General features: G+C 70.9%; 13 protein-coding genes. 11 read left to right on the top strand and 2 right to left on the bottom strand.

Going from position 1 to position 15,423, the window contains the following annotated elements; all coding sequences use genetic code 11:
• From NRB56_RS18915 to NRB56_RS18940, 6 genes are read left to right on the top strand one after another with little or no spacing between them, the layout of a single operon-like run.
• Window positions 1–1,512 carry a PPE domain-containing protein gene (locus NRB56_RS18915; protein WP_153344027.1) on the top strand — a complete coding sequence of 504 codons (1,512 nt, stop codon included), beginning with the start codon at window positions 1–3 and terminating at the stop codon, window positions 1,510–1,512.
• A gap of 5 nt (window positions 1,513–1,517) precedes the next feature.
• The gene (locus NRB56_RS18920) at window positions 1,518–1,844 is read left to right on the top strand and encodes a hypothetical protein (protein WP_153344433.1); all 327 of its coding nucleotides are present in this window, start codon (window positions 1,518–1,520) and stop codon (window positions 1,842–1,844) included.
• Window positions 1,841–2,506 carry a hypothetical protein gene (locus NRB56_RS18925; protein ID WP_153344029.1) on the top strand — a complete coding sequence of 222 codons (666 nt, stop codon included), beginning with the start codon at window positions 1,841–1,843 and terminating at the stop codon, window positions 2,504–2,506. Before NRB56_RS18920 ends, NRB56_RS18925 begins: the two co-directional genes overlap by 4 nt.
• A gap of 17 nt (window positions 2,507–2,523) precedes the next feature.
• Window positions 2,524–2,877: a hypothetical protein gene (locus NRB56_RS18930; protein WP_319943200.1), complete on the top strand. Its 354-nt coding sequence runs from the start codon at window positions 2,524–2,526 to the stop codon at window positions 2,875–2,877.
• A 34-nt stretch (window positions 2,878–2,911) separates the two neighbouring features.
• On the top strand, window positions 2,912–3,229 hold the full coding sequence (locus tag NRB56_RS18935; protein ID WP_153344031.1) for a hypothetical protein: 318 nt from the start codon (window positions 2,912–2,914) through the stop codon (window positions 3,227–3,229).
• Between the two features lie 7 nt (window positions 3,230–3,236).
• A complete protein-coding gene (locus NRB56_RS18940; protein WP_153344033.1) occupies window positions 3,237–5,849 on the top strand; it encodes a hypothetical protein in 2,613 nt (870 codons plus the stop codon).
• A gap of 123 nt (window positions 5,850–5,972) precedes the next feature.
• Here NRB56_RS18940 and NRB56_RS18945 read toward each other — a convergent pair whose 3' ends face one another.
• The gene (locus NRB56_RS18945; protein ID WP_227837997.1) at window positions 5,973–7,232 is read right to left on the bottom strand and encodes an ATP-grasp domain-containing protein; all 1,260 of its coding nucleotides are present in this window, start codon (window positions 7,230–7,232) and stop codon (window positions 5,973–5,975) included.
• A 300-nt stretch (window positions 7,233–7,532) separates the two neighbouring features.
• Between NRB56_RS18945 and NRB56_RS38385 the strand changes: the two genes are divergently transcribed.
• The 4 genes from NRB56_RS38385 to NRB56_RS18960 all read left to right on the top strand — a co-directional run bounded on the left by NRB56_RS38385 (window position 7,533) and on the right by NRB56_RS18960 (window position 12,850).
• A complete protein-coding gene (locus tag NRB56_RS38385) occupies window positions 7,533–8,693 on the top strand; it encodes an ATP-grasp domain-containing protein (RefSeq protein WP_194290906.1) in 1,161 nt (386 codons plus the stop codon).
• Between the two features lie 17 nt (window positions 8,694–8,710).
• Window positions 8,711–10,288 carry an MFS transporter gene (locus tag NRB56_RS18950; RefSeq protein WP_194290907.1) on the top strand — a complete coding sequence of 526 codons (1,578 nt, stop codon included), beginning with the start codon at window positions 8,711–8,713 and terminating at the stop codon, window positions 10,286–10,288.
• A 76-nt stretch (window positions 10,289–10,364) separates the two neighbouring features.
• A complete protein-coding gene (gene egtD, locus NRB56_RS18955) occupies window positions 10,365–11,342 on the top strand; it encodes an L-histidine N(alpha)-methyltransferase (protein WP_319943201.1) in 978 nt (325 codons plus the stop codon).
• Window positions 11,339–12,850 (top strand): MFS transporter, encoded by a 1,512-nt coding sequence (locus tag NRB56_RS18960; RefSeq protein WP_319943202.1) that lies wholly within the window; start codon window positions 11,339–11,341, stop codon window positions 12,848–12,850. The genes egtD and NRB56_RS18960 overlap by 4 nt, the downstream gene beginning before the upstream one ends.
• On the opposite strand, the gene NRB56_RS18965 is transcribed toward NRB56_RS18960, so the two are convergent.
• Window positions 12,747–13,172 (bottom strand): YbaB/EbfC family nucleoid-associated protein, encoded by a 426-nt coding sequence (locus tag NRB56_RS18965; RefSeq protein ID WP_153344037.1) that lies wholly within the window; start codon window positions 13,170–13,172, stop codon window positions 12,747–12,749. The two genes, NRB56_RS18960 and NRB56_RS18965, sit on opposite strands and share 104 nt — an antisense overlap.
• Window positions 13,173–13,431: 259 nt before the next feature.
• Between NRB56_RS18965 and NRB56_RS40180 the strand changes: the two genes are divergently transcribed.
• The gene (locus tag NRB56_RS40180; RefSeq protein ID WP_153344039.1) at window positions 13,432–15,348 is read left to right on the top strand and encodes a type VII secretion target; all 1,917 of its coding nucleotides are present in this window, start codon (window positions 13,432–13,434) and stop codon (window positions 15,346–15,348) included.
• The last annotated feature ends 75 nt before the right edge of the window (window positions 15,349–15,423 follow it).

A 15,423-nucleotide genomic window follows, 5' to 3' on the forward strand; every position in this document is an offset into this window, starting at 1 on the left:
GTGCCGGAGCTGAACGTGGATCCGCAGGAGCTGCTGGGCTTGGCGTCGACGCTCGCGGGGACCGCCCACACCACCGGACAATCGCTGCCCGCGGGATGGGTGCAGCACGCGGGCGCCGATCCGGTGTCGGCGGCGGCGGTGCCGTTCCTCAACGGGCAGACCGAGTCGATCTTCAACGGAACTCTGGACACGCTCAACGGGATTCATCAGACCGCGTACAAGATCGGTTCGTCGGCCGTCGGTTACACGGCCGCGGATGTCGAGGGCGGACAGCGGATCGCCGACGCCGGTGGCGGTGCGATCGGGGTTAATCCGGTGTCGGCGCAGCCGCCGCACGACTTCCGGCTGGCGCCGCCGGGCGGGCCGGGCGGCGGCGCGGTCGATCCGATGACCTTCGCCCAGCAGTTGCACACCGGGCCGGGGATCGGGCCGGCCACCGCCTTCTCCGGGTCGATCCGCGACTATCTGAGCACCACCCATGCCGGCACCGTCGGGCAGCTGGACGGCGTGGCGAACACGCTCCAGAACTGGTCGACGGGCGGGCCGCTCGCCGCCACCGAGGTGTCGCAGCATCGGAACACGCTGGACCGCTACGGTTCCCACCTGTCCGGGCTGGCGGACAACATCGACTCCTACACCGATGCCTTCAGCACGGCCAAGAGCAAGCATCCGACCCCGCAGGAGATCGCCGCCGCGCGTAAGGAACTGCTCGCGGCGATGAAGGGTAAGGACAAGGCGCGGCTGGCGAAGGCGCTGGCGAGATATCAAGAGGTGATGGCGCAGTCGCAGGAGGCGTTCACCGAATACACCTCGACGGTCGGCGAGAAACTGGGCTCCGGTACCGGGACGGGCACCGGCTCCACCCCGACGTCGGGCACCGGAACCGGTACCGGCGGTACGAGTTCCAGCGGCAGCTCGAGCGACGCCAGCAGCCTCATGCAGATGTTGTCGAGCCTGATGAGCTCGATGGGCCAGGGCGCCAACGGTCTCACCGGTCAGAACGCCCAGAGTGCCGATGCCCTGGGCGAATCCGGGCTCGACGGCTACGGGTATCCCAGCATTCCCGGCTCGCTGGACGGCGGTGGCGGTGGCGGTTCGGGCTACGGTTCGGGCGGCGGTGGCAACGGCCTCGACACGGTGAACGTCGGCGCGATGCCGATGGTGGCGAGCACGGCCGGTCTCAACACCCAGGTCGCCTCGACGGCCGCGCGCGCCGCGGTGTCGGAACCGATATCGGCGGCGACGGCCGCGACGGCGCGGGGCGGTGCCGCGGCGGGTGGCGGCATGCCCTACATGCCGATGATGCCGATGGGCGGGATGGGCGGTGCGGGCGGCGGCAGCGGCAACGACCGCAACCGGGTGGTCGCCTGGCATCCGGATCGGCTGATGTACGTCGACGACACCCCGTACACCGAACAGGTGATCGGTGAGAAGCCGACGATCGCGCCGACCGCGACGCCGCCGACCACACCGGGCATCGGAAATCAGACCCAATCCGGAGGAAGCGCGTGAACGATATGCATCCCGACGTGCAGGCGGCGCTGGACGCCGCCCGGGAATTGCGGCACCGGATCGCCGATCTGCGCGAGCGCATCGACGGTATCCGGGCCCGGCGGCCGTCGCCCGGTGGCTCGGTGGTTCCCGAGGTCGATGCCATGGGCAGGCTGACCAGCCTCTACTTGGCGCCCGGCACGACCACGAAATTCACCGGCGCGGAACTGGTCACCGAGATCATGACCGCGATCCGGGAGAGCACCGTCGACGCCGGCCTGCAGTATCGGACCCTGATGGACAACGAGACGTGGAACGCGCCCGAGGCGAGCGTTCCCGCACAGCACTCATGACCGCGCCGAGCGAGGTCACCGTCGCCGACACGATCCGATGGCTGCACGACGAGGGGCTGGTCCGTCTCACCGGCGTCGGCGAGCGATCCTCCGCGCCGGTCGCCGCGTACACCGTGGCGGTCGCCACCGGTGAGGTCTCGGCCTATCCCTCGGGCGGAATCGGCGCGGAGGTGCAGTCCTTCCCGGCCGACGATCTGCCGTACCCGAACGGGACGCCGCGACGGCTGGTGGTCGTCGGTGTCACCGCGCAGGAGACCGTGCTGGTGGTCGACCTGTCGGTGGCGTACACGCTCGCCATCAACGCCCCGCGTCCGGAGCCGGTCGCCCGCGCCTGGCTGATGCAACTGCTGCTGAATCCGGACAACACCGTCTCCACCAACAGTGGGGGACTGGCGGTCTCGGCCGGCGAGCGGTGCCGGCAGACCTTCATCCCCGGCGGCAGCGCGACCCTGTTCACGGTGGACGACCGCAAGCCCCCGGCCACCACCGTGACACTCAACCCCACCACGGAAGGCCCCGACCACCTCGAGGTCGACAGCGACGGCTCCGGCGAACTGTACATCGGCAGCCGGTTCTGGCAGTTGCGGCTGGTGCTCACCGTGGACGACGGTGGCTGGGCGCTGCTGACCGAACAGCTGGAATCGGCTGCGGAATCGGCCTGAGCGACAAGGAGTTTCACGTGACCGGGAGCTACGACTTCGACGACCTCGACGAGCGGGGAGCCGAGCCCGACTGGCGGAACATGATCTACGAGGTGTTCAATCCGGAGAACAGCGTGGGGGTGGCGTGCAATCGCGACGGTGAGATCGTCGGCATGCACATCACCGACGACGCCTGCGAGAACGGCGAGACGTGGTTGTCCGCCGAGATTCTCCGGACAGCCCGTCTGGCACATCTGAAGTCGCGCGTCGGGCTGCGAGCCGAGATGGAGTACAACGGGACCCGCCCGTACACCATCGACTCGTTCGACCTGCCCACCGAAGCCGCGTACCGGGCCATGGAACTGGCCGAATTCGGTTCCGCCGGATCCTGATTCGATCCGCACCTCCACAGACGGGACAGCAGGCATGGTCGACAGGCTGGACATCGACGAGGCGACCGAGGTGGTCCTGGCCGCCGCGAAGTTCACCGGCGCCGCCACGACGTATACGGGAAAGGTGTCCGACACGGTCGACGGCCTGACGGTACCGGCGCGGGCGGATTCACCGCTGGATCGGGATCTGGTCGGCAAATTGGACTGGATCGTCTCCTCCTTCGGCGGTTCGGTCACCACCGACGACGGCCGTAGCGACACCATTCTCCTGGACGCGGTCAAGGCGGTGGACGCGCTGGCGGGCACCGACATCCTGGGCGGCCTCGTGGTGACCGACACCGAACCGGTGTGACCGGCGAATGGCCCCGCACGACAGCCCGTACTGGAACGAGATCGTCCGCGGCAACTGGCCGGAGATCGGTCCCGGTACCTGGAGCGGGCTGGAGACGGCGACCCGCACCACCGCCGACAACCTGGATCTGCACGACGTCGGCGCGGCCCGGCGCAATTTCGACGATCGGGTGCGGTTCAGCGGGAGTCTGCAACCGATCAAGGACGGAATGCGGACGCAGCAGGGCAATCTCGGCGTCTACTCGCGGGCGCTGACCGCCGCGGCCGACACCTTCGGCGACATGTCGTCGCTGGTCTACCGGACCCGGCATCGGATCCTCGACATCGTCGACGCCGCGGACTCCCGGATTCGCAAGGCGCAGTCCACCGGTGACGACGACGACCGGACCGAGGAGCAGCGCCGCACGGCGGTGAGCGGCATCATCAGCCGCGCCGCGGCCGAGGTCGACGATGTCGTCGCCGCGGCCCGGAAATCGGTGAGCCCACAGGGAATGCCCGGGCTGTCGCTGATCGCGGATCTGCTCGGGGTGCCGGGTCCGTGGACGCTGGGCAGCGGACCGGGCGTCGGGCCCGGCCATGGGCCGCACGGCACCCGGAGTCCGCGCGGTCACTTGCCCGGGCAACAGAATCCGTTGCAACAGCTGTTCGGCGATCCGCGGCTGCGGCAGCCGGGTCCGCTGCCGGTGGGTTCCGGGCCCAGGGCGTTGGCGAATCTGCTGTTGCACCTGCTCGATCCCGGCGCGGAACCGTTGAACCGGATGGCGATGGATCCGGCCTTCCCGGACCAGGAGGCGCCGAGCTACGACCGCACGAATCCCGGCTACGACGCGGGGCCGGCATCCGGGTACGACCGTCCCGGCTATGACGGTTCCGGTGACGACCGTTCCGGTGACGATGGCTATTCGCCGCGTGTTTCGGCGCCGGCGGACTCATCCGGATACGCCGGGCCCGTGCCCGGCCGGTACTCCGCGGGGAACGACTACGGCGGCGGCGCGGGGCCCGAGAGCGGCGGCTATGCCGATCAGGATTGGTCCGGCGGCGGCCCCACCGAGCCGACGGAAGTCGCTGCGGGGCAATTCGATCCGGGCGAGTACGAGCCGGGCGCCCCGGGCGGGCAGATCGCGGCGGAGGCCGGTGGGCACCAGATCGGCGGTGAGCCGTCCGCCGGTCACACCGGTGAGTCCGCCGAACTCGGTGCGCCGGAAGGAGTTTCCGGCGAGGAGGAGTTGTCGCCGCTGGACCTGGCCGCGGGTATCGCGGCGGCCGGACTGGCCGCGCCGATCGGTCATCCCGCGGTGTTCGCACCACCGTCCGATCTGCCGGCCGCGGCGGCCGGCGCGGCGCCCGGTACGGCGGCGGCCGCGGCCGCCGCCGGAACCGCCGCTGCCGCGGCACATCCGGGTTCCGACCCGCGGGCCGCGCAGAGCGCCGGACCCAAGATCACCGCGCCCGGTGCGGTCGGATCGCCCGGGCATCCCGGTCCGGTACCGGTCGCCGGTACGCCGGGCAAGGCGGTCCCGCCGGGGAAGGATGTCACCGGACACGGCGCTCGTTCCGACGAGGACCAGGACGGGGCGGACGGGGTCCGCGCGGCCCTCGGCGCCGCGATGATCGCGGCCGCCACCCCGGCCTTCCTGCTCGGCGAGCGGGTGAACGGCGATTTCGTGCTGGCCCGCACCCTGCTGTCGGGAATCCTTGCCGCCCTGGATGATTCGGCGATGGGACCGGACTGGGCAGTGGCGGTGCTGCGGCATCCGGGTGGTCTGTCGGCCTTCGTCACCTCCACCGAGGGGCGCGGATGGCTGCCGACCGGGCTGTACCTGCCCCGCGAGGTGTCCACCCCGTGGCTGTGGGAGGTCTCGGTCGGATCCGGATGGGAGGGCGTCGCCGATCCGGCCCGGATCCTCGCCGAATTCACCCTGGCCTGGGGCGCCCGCTCCGGCGCCCGGCTCGCGGCGCTGGTCTCCTCGCAGCCGATCGACCCGAAGCTCCGCGCCGGATTCGGCGAGGTGCCGATGGAGGGTGAGGTGGGCCCCGGCACCGAGATGAATCTGGCCGAACCGGGTCCGGGCCTGGTGGATCGGCTGGGTCTGGCCGCCGCCCAGCCGCTGCTGGACCGGGTCGAGAACCTCCCCGCCGACGCGATCGCGCGCCGCTGCCGCGAATTCGCGCGGGACGGCCACGTCCGGGTGGGGCGCACCGGCCAGGTGCCGGTGGCCGCGCTCGACGTGCCCGGTATCCGGCAGCGGATTCTCGACGGGCTGCGTCGTGGCCGCCCGGTGCCGGCGGAACACTGGGAGCAGTTGCGCGACGCGGACGCCCTGCTGGCCGCCACGACGCTCACCCACCGGCTGGACGTGTCGCGAATTCCGTTGGGAGAGCTACGATCCGAGCAGGACAGTCGCGTCGTCGCCGAACTCGCGGCGCTGCGCGCCCTGACCTTCCAGCGCCGCTGCAACGAACTGGTGTTGTTCCTCGCCGAGGACCCGAGCCGGCAGGTGCTGCGCGACGTGGTCTACGCGCACGGGCAGTTGACCGAACATCCGGCACTGTCCGGAACATCCACGCCGCCAGACGATCCCGCGGCGCATCGGTCCGCGATCAGCACCGGGCGCTTCTGACGGACCGCGTGCGGCTCGGGGCCACGGCGAGCCGCCCGTACCGTGGCACCCGAGCCGGTCCCGTGGCGCGAGGAGACGCCCGCGGCCGGCACCGGGGCGAGAGTGGTGGCCGGACGGCGTGATTCAGGCCGGTTGCGGGATCGGCGCGGCGCTGCCGGTGGATCGGTACGGTGCTTCGTCGGGCTCGCAGTCCAACCGGTAGGCGGCCGCGGTTCGCAGCACGGCCTGCTCCACCTCGGCGGAACTGTTGCCCGCGAAGCGGAAACGGCCGCCGACATCCTGGTAGTTCGCGCCGCCGATCCGGCTGCCGGGTGCGGGCAGGCCTGCCCAGTACGGCAGGTGAGCGACCTCCGGCGGGAGTTCCGCGTGCCGTACCGTCGCCGGTTTCCGGCCGGGCACCGGAACCAGCAGGAAGCCGGCGATGCGCCCGGTGTCGGGCTCCCCGAGTCGCGGTGGCCGGCCCATCTGCAGGTCGCACGCGGCGCGCAGCAGATCGGCTCCGTACACCTCGCGCCACAGGAACGGCAGCTCCGCGCCACCGGCGCGGGCCCCGATCTCCAGAAAACGCAGGCGCGCATCGCCGTTCGGCCCACGGCCGAGGAATGCCTCCAGGTGGAAGATCCGTGGCTCGCCCGGGGACAGGGCGGTGCACACCGCGACGGTGAAGGCCGCGATCCGTTCCCGCAACCCGGGATCATCGATGCCGACCGAGGCCATCGCCCGGCCGCCCGCGAAGTCGAGGCAGTTGGTGAGATATCGGTGCGCGTGCCAGCCGTCGAGCCGATCCCCGTCCCACAGGCCGTGGATGTGCAGGATCGGATCGGGGCAGAACGACTGCACCAGACGGGGTTCGGTGGCGGGCTCGGTCAGCGATCGGGCCTGTGCGGGTGTGTCGATCCGGATCACATCCCGGCTGGAGGCGCCGAGTCGCGGCTTGACGATGACGGGCCACCCGTGGGCTTCGCCGAACGCCAGTATCGCCGGGGTATCGGGGGCTTCCGCGCAGGCGGGCGCCGGGATACCGGCGGCGTCGACGCACTCGCCCATGATCAACTTGTCCCGGAATCGGTCCAGATCCGCGGGCCGGTCACCGGGGACGCCGAATTCGGCGCGCAGCTCACCGGCCGCGATCAGCTCGTATTCGCGCAGTGCGACAACGCGTTCCGGGTTCCCCAGCCGCGCGATCAGCGCCCGCGCCGCGCACAGCACCGCGGCCGGATCGTCGAGCCGGGTGATCGCGACGGCCGCCGCGCCGCCGGGCACGGTCGCCTGCGCGGGTTCGCTACAGATATAGGACACCGCGTACCGTTTGTGATCGATGTAACTGTCGTACTCCGCGTACGGCTCGCCCCAGGCATGCAGTACGAGAACATGTGGTCTCACGATTTCCCTCGTCTCGGCCGCGGATGACGCGTCGGGTCGAATGCGCCCGCGGGCGGGAAGCGTAGCGCCGAAAACACCGCACTTCCCGGGCGTGGGAATTATTCCTACCAATGGGAACAATCATTCCGAACGGTATCTTTGGCCCGGGCGATCTTGTGGCAATTGCAACATGGTCGACTGACCAGCTCGAATTCTGCGGAGGTACCGATGCGTCCCCATGTGACTGTCATACATCGAGCGCGGGGCATCGTTGTTCCGTACGCCGACCGTATCGATCACGTTTCCGATGCCGTTACCTATGTGTCCTGGAGTCCGGTCGCCGACGGCGTGCCCGCGGAACTCGCCGCCGAGGTGGTGACGCTCGACGACATGTCGGAGGTGGCGGCCGCGGTGCGTGCGCTGGCACAGCGGTTCGGCCGGCCCGAACGCATCGTCGCCCTCAGCGAATTCGATCTGCTCGTCGCGGCGCAGCTGCGCGCCGAGTTCGGCATCGCCGGCGACCGCCCCGATTACGTGCTGCGGTTCCGGGACAAGCTGGTCATGGGTGAGGCTGTGCGGGCCGCGGGCGTTTCCGCGCCGGACTTCCGGGCCGCCCCCGACGCCGCCGCGGTGACCGAATTCGCGCGGGAGTACGGCTATCCGCTGATCGTGAAGCCGCGGCTGGGCGCGGGCAGCGCCGGCATCCTCAAGCTCGACGGCCCGGCGGATCTGGTGCGGCTTCCGGACCTCGCTGCCGAACCGTATCTCGTCCAGGTGTTCTGTCCCGACGGCGTCGGGGCCGTGGACGGCGTCTGGACCGGGACCGAACTCGGCGCCTGGAGCGCATCCGCATATCGTGGCGCCTGCCTCGAATTCGCGAACGGCGGTGCCAGTCTCGGTTATATCGAGATCGACGACGCGGTGGTGCTCGAGGCTCTGAAAGAGTTTTCGACTTCCGTTCTCATAGCTCTCAGCAATAATGTGGCGACGGTCTTTCATCTGGAACTGTTCCTGAGCGTGGTGGACGGTGTCGTGCGACCACGGTTTCTCGAGGTGGCAGCCCGCATCGCCGGCGGCGAGACCACGCACATGTGGCGGGAGGTGCACGGTCACGATCTCGCCGGTTCGGCCGTCGACGCCCAACTGGGCCGGCCGCTGGCCGCGGAGCCGCTCACCGACGGCTGGGTGGTCGGTGAATTGCTGATCCATCCGCCGGTCACACCGCCGTGCACCGTGGTGGCGACTCACCTCGACGTGTCGCGGGAGTACGCGCCGTATCACCTCTCGGTACCGGCACCGGGCACGGAGATCACCGAGACGTTCGGCTATGTCGACATCGGCGCGGCCTTCCGGTTCCGGGGCCGTTCCACCGCCGAGGTCACCGAGGCCGTGCGTCACACGGTGGCCGGTTTCCGGATGGACTGCGTCGCGACGCCCGCCCTGCCGGATCCCGTGCTGCCGGATCCGCTGGCGGTGGCCTGAACCGTACCGGCCCGATCGTGTTCTCCGTTCTGCCGCCCGCGGGCCCGCAGCGCACCCTCACGCTGCTGACCGCGACGACCGCGGTGTCCAACGGCATCTACCTGTCCACCGTGGTCCTCTACTTCACCCGGATCGTGCGCATGTCCTCGGGCGAGGTCGGGCTCGGCCTGAGCGTGGCCGGGGCGGTGTGCGTACTGGCGTGTGTCCTGGCCGGCAAGCTGTCCGACCGGTACGGGCCGCTGGGCCTGCTGCGCATCAGCCTGCTGGTGGAATCCGTTGCGCTGCTTGCTCTCCTCGCGGTACACGGGTTTCGGTCCTACGTGTTCACGGTGCCCTTCGCGGCGGCGTCGCTGGCCTGTGGTCAGCTGATGATCGCGACCGTCGTCGGCCGGACCGTGCACGAGAAGGCCAACGAGTTCCGCGCCTACAACCGCGCGGTGCTCAACGGTGGTTTCGCGGTCGGGGCGACGATGGCCGCCGTTGCCGCGCAACAGGATTCCGCGACCATCTATCGAATCATGATGGTGGCCGCGGCGATCGTGCTCGGCGCCGCGGTGCTGCTGACCGGACGGCTGCCCCGGCTGGGCCCGGTGGACATCCCGGGCGAGCCGGCGCCGCCGTCCGGCTGGATGGTCCTGCGTGACCGTCCCTACCTGGCGCTGACCGCGGTCGACGCGGTGCTGTCGTTGCAGTATCGGATCCAGACCGTGGTGATCCCGCTGTGGATTCTCTCCGCGACCACGGCGCCGCGCTGGTCCGTCGCCGCGGTGGACATCCTCAACATCGTCATCGTGGTGTTGCTCCAGGTCCGGGCCGGCCGCGGTGTCGACACCGCCCGCGGAGGCGGGCGGGCGCTCGCCCGCGCCGGGGTGGCCTTCCTGGTGGCGTGCGCCGTGCTCCCGCTGGCACACGGCCGCGGCCCCTGGCTCGCCGTGGCGATCCTCACCGTCGGTACCGCGGTGCTCACGGTCGGTGAATTGTGGCAGACCGTGGGCGGTTTCGAGGTCTCCAACCGGCTGGCGCCGCCGCACGCCCTGGGCCAGTATCTCGGCGTATTCGGAACCGGTGTGCGGCTGGCGGATTCGTTCGGTCCCGTGCTGCTCACCTGGCTCTGCATCCAGATCGGCGTCGCCGGTTGGTATGTCGTCGGCGCCATCCTGTTGCTCACCGGTCTGCTGGGACCGGTCGTGGTCGGCTGGGCGGAACGGACCGGCGGCCGGATCGGTTCGGCGGCGGTGATCGTGGCGGCCCGGCCGGTCTCCGCCGGGCCGGGCTGGGTCGAACTCGGCGAGACCATCACCTCCTCGAACTCCGGGGTCGTCGTCCGGCTCGACCCCGAGGGCAGGCTGCGCGGTCTGGCCATCGACCCCGAGGCGTTCGCCCAGGGGCCGGACCGGCTCTCCGAGCGCATCCTGGCGGCCTCGCGGCACGCCATGTGGGCATCCGGTCCGGCCGCTACCACCCTGCGGCTCCCCGTGGCCAGGGCCACCCTGACCCCGGCCCGGCTGGTGAAAATCCCCCCCGGACAGCACTTCGCGCCGACCGGTACGCCGCCCGAGCGCGGCGACGAGAACTTCGCCTGGTTCGACCGCTGATCGTCGAGCGCGCATCCGCTCGCCGCGCACCGACCCTCTTCCGAAACATTCCCGCGCACCAACCTCAGGAACCGACGTGACGACATCTCTCAGCATCGACGTGCAATTATCGGACGACGACCTGGCCGCGGCGCTACGCGCCGACGCCCGCGCGGGTCTGACCGCGACCCGGAAATCTCTGCCCTCCAAGTGGTTCTACGACGTACGCGGGAGCAAGCTCTTCGACGCGATCACCGAGTTGCCGGAGTACTACCCCACCCGTACCGAACGAGCGCTGCTGCGCGATCGTGCCGGCGAGATCGCGCTCGCCGCACCGGGTGTGCAGGAATTGGTCGAACTGGGTTCCGGCTCGTCCGAGAAGACCCGGCTGCTGTTGCGCGCCTTCGGTGCCCGGGGTGCCCTGCATACCTATCTGCCCCAGGACGTTTCCGAGACGGCCCTGCGGGAGGCCGCCGACTGGATCCACACGGAATTCCCGGCGCTGTCGGTGCACGGCGTGGTCAGCGATTTCACCAGCATGCTGGGTGCGCTGCCGCGCCGCGGCCGCCGGATGGTGGTGCTGCTCGGCGGCACACTGGGCAATTTCGCGCGGCCGCAGCGAGCCGAATTCTTCGCCCGCGTGCGCGAGATCCTGGACCCGGGCGAGCATCTGCTGCTCGGTGTCGGCCTGGCCGTCGATCCGGCGATCATGGTGCCCGCCTACGACGACGCCGCCGGAGTCACCGCGGAGTTCAACCGCAACGTGCTACACGTGATGAACGAACGGCTCGGCGCGGATTTCGTCCCGAACCGGTTCCGGCACGTCGCGGTGTGGGACGCCGAGAACGAGTGGATCGAGATGCGGTTGGAGGCGACCGAGGACCATACGGTCGCCCTCGGCGAGCTCGGCCTTTCGATCCCGTTCGCCGCGGGTGAGCAGATGCGTACCGAGATCTCGGCCAAGTTCCGCCTCGACGCGTTCCGGGCCGAATTGGCCGAGGCCGGTTTCCCGGTGCAGTGCAGCTGGACCGATCCCGACGACCGGTTCGCACTGGTTCTCGGCAGCATGCGGTGATCGATGTCAGCACTGCCGGCGCCGACGTCACGCTGCCACTGCCGCGCCTGCCCCTGCCGGCCCGGTTGCGATCCGCCACCGGACTGCGGGTGGTGGCGGCCACCGTACTCGGCTGGTCGGCCGCCGGGCTGGATGCCGGGCTGACGCCGGTCGCGGTGCCGCACATCGGCGCCGCCCTGCACACCGATGTCGCGGGCCTGCAATGGGTGGCCGGCGCCTACACCGTGGCTCTGGCGGCGCTGCTGTTGCCCGGTGGGTCACTCGGTGACCGGTTCGGTCGTAAGCGCATGTTCGTCTGGGGCGCGGCGGGTTTCGCGCTCGCCTCGCTGCTGTGCGCACTGGCGCCGAATCTCGGCGCCCTGATCGCCGCGCGGGTGGCACAGGGCGCGGCGGCCGCGCTGGTGACGCCGGGCAGTCTCGCCGTACTCTCGGCCGCGATCGACCCGCGCGACCTGAATGCGGCGATCGGGCTGTGGACCGGCGCGACCGGGATCGTCACCGCCGCCGGGCCGGTGCTCGGTGGCTGGCTGCTGGAGATCGTCGGCTGGCGGACGGTATTTCTGCTCGAACTGCCACCGGCCCTGGTCGCGGCAGCCCTGGCGCTGTCGGCTGTTCCCGAATCACGAAGTCTCGGAGCCGATCCCGTAGATGTCTCCGGTGCGGCGTTGCTCGTCGCGGGGCTGGCGGTGCCGACCTACGGTTTGATCGCGGGACGTCCGGTCCTTTTGCTGCCCGGAGCATTACTGCTGGCGCTGTTCGTGCTGCGGCAGGTGCGTGGCAGCCATCCGCTGGTCCCCGGCACGCTGTTCCGCGGCCGGCTCTTCGGCCTCCTGACCGTGGTGACCGTGCTGGCCTACGGGGCGCTGGGTGGGATCCAATTTCTGCTGGGCTGGCAATTGCAAACTGTCGCAGGATATTCCGCGCTCGCCGCCGGTGCGGCCACCGTCCCGATCGCGGCGCTCGCGTCGGCGTTGTCGGGCTGGGCGCAGCGTGCCGCGCATCGGCACGGTCCGGCCGCGCCCATGACCGCCGGGCTGGTGGTGGCCGCCGGCGGCGCCATGTGGCTCACCGGGATCGGCGCGGACACATCCTATTTCGATGGTGTGCTGCCGGGGACGCTGGCGGTCGGGGCCGGATTCGCGATGTTCGTCGCGCCGTTGACCTCGGCGCTGTTCGCGTCGATCCGCGGCCCAGAGGTCGGTGCCGCGTCGGGCGTGAACACCGCCGCCGCCCGGGCCGCGAGCCTGCTCGCTGTCGCCGGACTGCCCGCGCTGGTGGGGATCTCCGGCCGGTCCGGCGTCGACGCGGTCGGTACGGGATTCGCCGCCGCGCTGTGGATCTGCGCCGGATTGCTGCTCGCCGGCGCCGCGCTGGCCGCGACCGTGCCCCGGCGGCCGTCCGCGCTCATTCGCCGCCCGCGCCGCGGACCCAGTCCCGTACCGCGCGCAGACTCGGTGCCTCGGGGGCGAAATCCGGCAGGTCGGGCAGGTCGTCCAGGCCCGCGGTGACGTCGGCGGTGAGTTCGGCCACCCGGGCGGCGGCCAGCCCGGCCGCCGCGCGCGCGGCCTCGGTGATCGACCGGCCCAACTGTTCCGGCGTGGCCCGCATCGACGCCGCGGTCAATCGCACCTCGGCCACCGCGCCACTGCCGTCGACGACCACTTCCGCCAGCCGATCGTTCGAAGTGGCTTGCAGCCGAAGGATTTCCAATTGCTTGTAGACCTCCGACAGTCGGTCGCGCTGCCGTTCGAAATCGTCCGTCAGCCGGTCGACCTGATTGCGTAATCCGTTGTTGGCCGCACGCAGTCCTTCGCGTTCCCAGCGGTCCATGCGAATACTCCTCGCGCGTGCGTGATTTCGGGAGATCGACCCGCTCGATCGGCGCACCCGGAACTCCGCACCGCTGCCGTCGTGGTCTACGCCCGATCCGGGTGTGCGAATTCGCGCCGGGTCGGCTGATCATAGTGCGGCGCGCCGCGACCGTGCTCCCGGAACTGGGAGTAGGCCCGCCGCGCCCGAATTCGTTCCCCACGATTGGGAAGGCTCGACAATGAGTCGAGTCGGGGTGGCCGAAGGGAGTTGATCGCACATGCCTGACCGCTTGGATATCGACCCTGAGGTTCTGCGGCATCTGGCGAACCAGCACGATCGCGCGGCAGCGGATACCCGGGAGTGGGCCAAACCCCCGCGCACGTGGCTGGACGGATTCCAGGACAGTTACGGGAAGATCGCCGATCCGGTCCGGCAGGCGCTCGAGAATTACTACAACGCCCGGCAGCGCGCCGGCGAGGCGATGGCGGGCGACCACGACTCGACCGCGAAAGCGCTGCGGGACGCCGCGCACGCCTACGAATTGGCCGACCAGCACGGCGCCCGATCGATCGGCGGCGCCGCGAATCCGTTCGGCGACCACATCCCGACCGACCCGAGTCACTCGCAGCCCGACGCCATCCCGGTCGGCCACGACGGCGCACCGGTCGGTGCTCACCCCGGCGGTCCCGGTGGTGGACCCGGCGGCGGCCCCGGTGGCGGACCGGCCGGTGGACCCGGTGGCGGTCCCGCCGGTCCCGGTGGTGGACCCGGTGGCGGTCCAGGTGGCGAGTCGCCCGCCGGTCCCGGTGGCGAGTCGCCGAGCCTGCCGGGCCAGGGCGCCCAGGCGCCGTTCCTCAACGATCGGCCACCGGTCTCCGGGCCGGACGGCGTGGGCGGTCCCGGCGGGACCGCCGGTCCCGGCGTCATGGCCGGTGTGGGCGACGACGGCCGCGGTGGGCCCTCCGGTCCGCCGTCGGGCCCGGCAGCGGGTGCGCAGGCGCAGACCGGCGGCGCCGGCGACGGTATCGGCGCACCGATGCCGATGATGAGCCCGTTCGCGGCGGCGGTCGCCGCCGCCGCGGACCGGGACCGCGAGCCGGACTATGTCGTGAACGCGGACGCGGGCAGCGATCTCATCCTGGCTCGCACCCTGCTGGGTGCGGTGCTCGCGGTGGTCGATTCGCCGGTCGGGATGAACTGGGCGGTCTCGGTGATGCGCGGTCCGGCCGGAGCCGGCGTGTTCATCACGTCCAACGAGGGCCGCGGCTGGTTGCCGGCCGGACTGTTCCTGCCCCGTGAGGTCTCCAGCCCGTGGATCTGGGACGAACTGCTCGCGGCCGACGGCGGGTCGCCGTGGGAGGGCGTGGCCGATCCGGCCCGGGTGCTGGTGGAATTCGGGTTGTCATGGGGACCGAAGGCCGGGGCGAAGCTGTCGGCGCTGGTGTCCTCCGCACCGATCGACGCCGGTCTGCGCATGCAGATGAATGATGTGCCGATGCAGGGCATGGTCGGTCCGATGTACGACGTCGACCTGCGTAACCCGACGCCGGACACCGTCGACCGGCTGGGCCTGTTCGGCTCGGCCGCGGCGTTGGAAAGGGTTGCGACGGTTCCGGATTCGGCGGTCCACGCGCAATGTCTGGCCCTGGCGACCGAGGCGCACGCGCAGGTGGGCCGTTCGACGGCCACGCCGCCGGAGGCCGTCGAGGCCCGCGCGGTGCGCGGTCGCATCCTGGCGATGGTGCAGGCCGGGCAGCCGGTGCAGCGGATGCTCTGGGATCAGTTGCGCGACGCCGACGATCTGCTGGCCGCGTCCATGCTGTCCCGCCGCGTCGACGTCGGCCGGGTGGACCTGGGCGGGCTGCGCATCGACGACGAGGGGGCCGTGCTGCGCACCATGGTCTTCGAGCGGCGCTGCAACGAATTGGCCTTGCTGCTGGCAAGCGGCGACCAATCGCGGCAGACGCTGCGCGACGCGCTCTACGTGTTCGACCAGATCACCGCGCACCCGCAGTTCGTGGCGGCGCCGGCCGCGGTGGCCGCGCCCGAGGAGCGTGTCGCGGTGCAGACGGTGTCGGGGGCGGTGGCCGCTCCGGTCACCGACGGTCCGGCGGCCGGGGCGATCCCGCCGCGCACCGGAATCAGTGCGCCGCAGGCGGATACGCCGCCGAGTGTGGCCACGGACAGGTTCTGATGGGCGGCCTTCCGGAACCCAAGTATCCTGCGGATTCGCTGGGCAACAGTGAGACACTGCCCCCCGGCAAATATC

This window comes from Nocardia aurantia (genome assembly GCF_009604425.1).
Taxonomy (GTDB): domain Bacteria; phylum Actinomycetota; class Actinomycetes; order Mycobacteriales; family Mycobacteriaceae; genus Nocardia; species Nocardia aurantia.

What these genes read in the sequence shown, in the direction of transcription:
- NRB56_RS18925 (WP_153344029.1), top strand. Translation starts at nt 1,841, where the DNA reads ATGACCGCGCCGAGCGAGGTCACCGTCGCCGACACGATCCGATGGCTG.
- NRB56_RS40180 (WP_153344039.1), top strand. Translation starts at nt 13,432, where the DNA reads ATGCCTGACCGCTTGGATATCGACCCTGAGGTTCTGCGGCATCTGGCG.
- NRB56_RS18920 (WP_153344433.1), top strand. Translation starts at nt 1,518, where the DNA reads ATGCATCCCGACGTGCAGGCGGCGCTGGACGCCGCCCGGGAATTGCGG.
- NRB56_RS18965 (WP_153344037.1), bottom strand. Translation starts at nt 13,172, where the DNA reads ATGGACCGCTGGGAACGCGAAGGACTGCGTGCGGCCAACAACGGATTA.
- NRB56_RS18940 (WP_153344033.1), top strand. Translation starts at nt 3,237, where the DNA reads ATGGCCCCGCACGACAGCCCGTACTGGAACGAGATCGTCCGCGGCAAC.
- NRB56_RS18935 (WP_153344031.1), top strand. Translation starts at nt 2,912, where the DNA reads ATGGTCGACAGGCTGGACATCGACGAGGCGACCGAGGTGGTCCTGGCC.